A 3,017-nucleotide genomic window follows, 5' to 3' on the forward strand; every position below is an offset into this window, starting at 1 on the left:
CGGCCGCACCGCGCTGACCCTGGACGCGGCCGAGATGCACGTCCACCGCGCCGCGACCGCCATCGACGCCGCGGCGGCCGCCGCCGTCGCCCTCCCGGACCGCGAACTGCGGCGCATCCGCGGCGATGTCGCCCAGGCCGCCAACCTGGTGACCGTCGCCCTCGACGAACTCATGTGGGCGCACGGCGCCTCCGCCTTCGCCGAGGCCAACCCGCTCCAGCAGTTCTGGCGCGACGCCAACACCGCGGCCCGGCACGCCACGCTCAACGTGCAGGTCGGCCACGAACTGTACGGCGGCTCGTTCTTCGGGCTCGACTCCATCGTGCCCAGCCTCTGAGCACACCAGCGACCGCTTCCCCCTTCGCAGCCCACAAGGACATCCATGGACTGGCTTCCCCCCTTCCTCATCCCGATGTCGCAGGTCGCACCGGTCACGGAGGGGGCGGCCGACGTCCCCGACCTGCTCTTCTGGTCGGTCGCCGGGCCCACCGTGCTGGGCTGGATGGCCACCTACATCCTGGCCATCCGGCAGGCGCTGCGCGACCGGCTGACCGCCATCCCCGCCCCGATGGTGGCGGTGAACTTCGCCTGGGAGTTCAGCCTCACCTTCGTGCTGGAACAGACCGAGACCCAGCGGCAGATCAACGTCGTGTGGTTCGTCTTCAACCTCGGCCTGCTCTACCTGGCGATGCGGTACGGGCCGCGCGACTACCCGGCCCTGCCGGCGCGCACCGTCCGCTGGGCGCTGGCCGGCCTCCTGGTGTGGGCGGCCGTCCTCGTGGTCGTCGGCGCCAACGAACTCCACGACCGCGACGGCATGTACACCGGCATGATCATCCAGGTGCCGCTGAGCGCCTCGTTCCTGCTGCTCCTCAAGCGGCGCGGCTCCAGCGCCGGCCAGTCGATGCACATCGCCGTCGCCAAGTGCGCAGGGTCGCTGGCCGCCGGAGCCACCGCCGTCATCGTCTACCCCTCCCACCACCTGCTCCAGGTGCTGGTCCCGACCTACATCGCCCTGGACATCGCCTACATCGTGCTGCTGCGCCGGACGATGCGCCGGGAGGGCAGGCCGCTGTGGTCGCTCGGCGCGCCCGCGCCCGTCACCGGTGTCCCGCGAATCGGTGCCGGGCCGGCGCCCCTGCCCTCCCCGCGCGCGACCGCCGGGGCTCGGTCAGATGACGCCGCTGCGTAACGCGTAGGCGACGGCGTGCGGGCGGTTGCGCAGGTTCAGGCGCCGGGTGACGCCGAAGATGACCCGCTTGACCGCCCGCTCCGACAGGCACATCTGCTCCGCGATCTCGGCGGTGTCCAGGCCCTCCGACATCAGCCGGAGCACGCCGATCTCGCGGGGGGTCAGCCCGGAGGCGTGCAGCCCGGACGGTGACAGGATCTCGCGCTGCATCCGCTCGATCTGGCGCAGCAGTTCACCGAGCAGCCGGGAGGGGAGCACGCCGCCGCCGGCCGCCGCCGTCAGCACCGCTTCCTCGATCCTGGCGTGGGTGGCCGCGGCGCGCGGGAGCACCGCCACGACATTGCACTCCACGGCCGTGAACAGATCCGCGCGGTCGATCTCCGAGGGGATGAGGACCACCGGCACCCCGAGCGCGTCCTTGAGCCTGCGCAGCGCCGACATCACCTCCACCGTCATCCGCTCGGCGACGAACACGGCGACGTCGACCGGCCCGCGATAGGGCCGCGTGGCCACCTCGATGGCGGCCGTCGAGTTCAGATGATTACTGACGGCCGTATACGTGAGCGGATCCGGTGCGCGCACTATTGCTTTCACCACGCGTGTCGTAGTGTCGGTGGTCACAGGAGGGCCTCCAAGAATTCACAGGACGTTCGCCGTAGCATTCCGGTGGAGCCATGGCGGGAGCAAAGACCGCCATGGTCTGGGAAAGTGGGATCTCTCCCCCGTTTCCCCGTTGTTTCCCACACGACGCAGCGTGTTGCCGTGACCGTGCTTCAGGAGGGGACGTGCCGCACGACAGTGGGCGGCCGGTGCAGAACGCGCGCAGAAGTACGGCACGTCACCGTATGGTCATCTTCTGCACATCTCCTCGCCACCACGTCAGAACTCCCCGAGATCAGGCCATGCTGGTCAATTGGCAGTCGTAAAGACGACCCAAAGAACCATACTGTGGCCGACTTCGGGGAGCCGGGGTGATCGCGCTGTTTCGGTTTCTGCGAGGGGAATCCCTCATTCAGCCGACGACGACCGTGGGAGACCCTTCCTCGGCCGGCTCCAGCTCCTCGGCGATCCGCAGAGCCTCCTCGATGAGGGTCTCCACGATGCGGTGTTCGGGGACGGTTTTGACCACCTCTCCCTTGACGAAGATCTGCCCCTTCCCATTGCCGGACGCCACACCCAGATCCGCCTCGCGGGCCTCACCGGGGCCGTTGACCACGCACCCCATCACCGCCACCCGCAGCGGCACCTCCATGCCCTCGAGACCCGCGGTGACCTCGTCGGCCAGCTTGTACACATCCACCTGCGCCCGGCCGCAGGACGGGCACGAGACGATCTCCAGCTTCCGGGGCCGCAGATTCAGCGACTGGAGGATCTGCCCGCCGACCTTGGCCTCCTCCACCGGCGGGGCCGACAGCGACACCCGGATGGTGTCGCCGATGCCCTGGCGCAGCAGCGCCCCGAACGCGACCGCCGACTTGATGGTGCCCTGGAACGCCGGGCCCGCCTCGGTGACGCCCAGGTGCAGCGGATAGTCGCAGCTCTCGGCCAGGATCTCGTAGGCGCGCACCATGACCACCGGGTCGTTGTGCTTGACCGAGATCTTCAGATCGTGGAAGCCGTGCTCGGCGAAGAGAGACGCCTCCCACAGCGCCGACTCGGCCAGCGCCTCCGGGGTCGCCCGGCCGTGCTTGGCCATCAGCCGGGGATCCAGCGAGCCGGCGTTCACCCCGATCCGGATCGGGGTACCGCGTTCGGTGGCCGCCTGGGCGATCTCGGCGATCCGGTCGTCGAACTTCTTGATGTTGCCGGGGTTCACCCGGACCGC

3 protein-coding genes and 1 pseudogene are annotated in these 3,017 nt (G+C 69.6%); 2 read left to right on the forward strand and 2 right to left on the reverse strand.

Features of this window, described 5'->3' with window-relative positions:
- Both ACFV5N_RS26400 and ACFV5N_RS26405 read left to right on the forward strand, forming a co-directional pair.
- Nucleotides 1–337 (forward strand): annotated as a pseudogene (locus ACFV5N_RS26400) (hypothetical protein); the annotation flags it as partial.
- Between the two features lie 45 nt (nucleotides 338–382).
- Nucleotides 383–1,192, forward strand: a complete 810-nt coding sequence (locus ACFV5N_RS26405; protein WP_385604629.1) for a hypothetical protein — start codon at nucleotides 383–385, stop codon at nucleotides 1,190–1,192.
- On the opposite strand, the gene ACFV5N_RS26410 is transcribed toward ACFV5N_RS26405, so the two are convergent.
- Complete coding sequence (locus ACFV5N_RS26410) at nucleotides 1,172–1,789, reverse strand: LuxR C-terminal-related transcriptional regulator (protein WP_385604632.1); 618 nt, start codon at nucleotides 1,787–1,789, stop codon at nucleotides 1,172–1,174. The two genes, ACFV5N_RS26405 and ACFV5N_RS26410, sit on opposite strands and share 21 nt — an antisense overlap.
- A 415-nt stretch (nucleotides 1,790–2,204) precedes the next feature.
- The coding region (gene ispG / locus ACFV5N_RS26415) for a flavodoxin-dependent (E)-4-hydroxy-3-methylbut-2-enyl-diphosphate synthase (RefSeq protein WP_385604635.1) at nucleotides 2,205–3,017 on the reverse strand (813 nt) is incomplete at its 5' end.

It is taken from the genome of Streptomyces sp. NPDC059853 (assembly GCF_042731495.1).
Classification (GTDB): Bacteria; Actinomycetota; Actinomycetes; order Streptomycetales; family Streptomycetaceae; genus Streptomyces.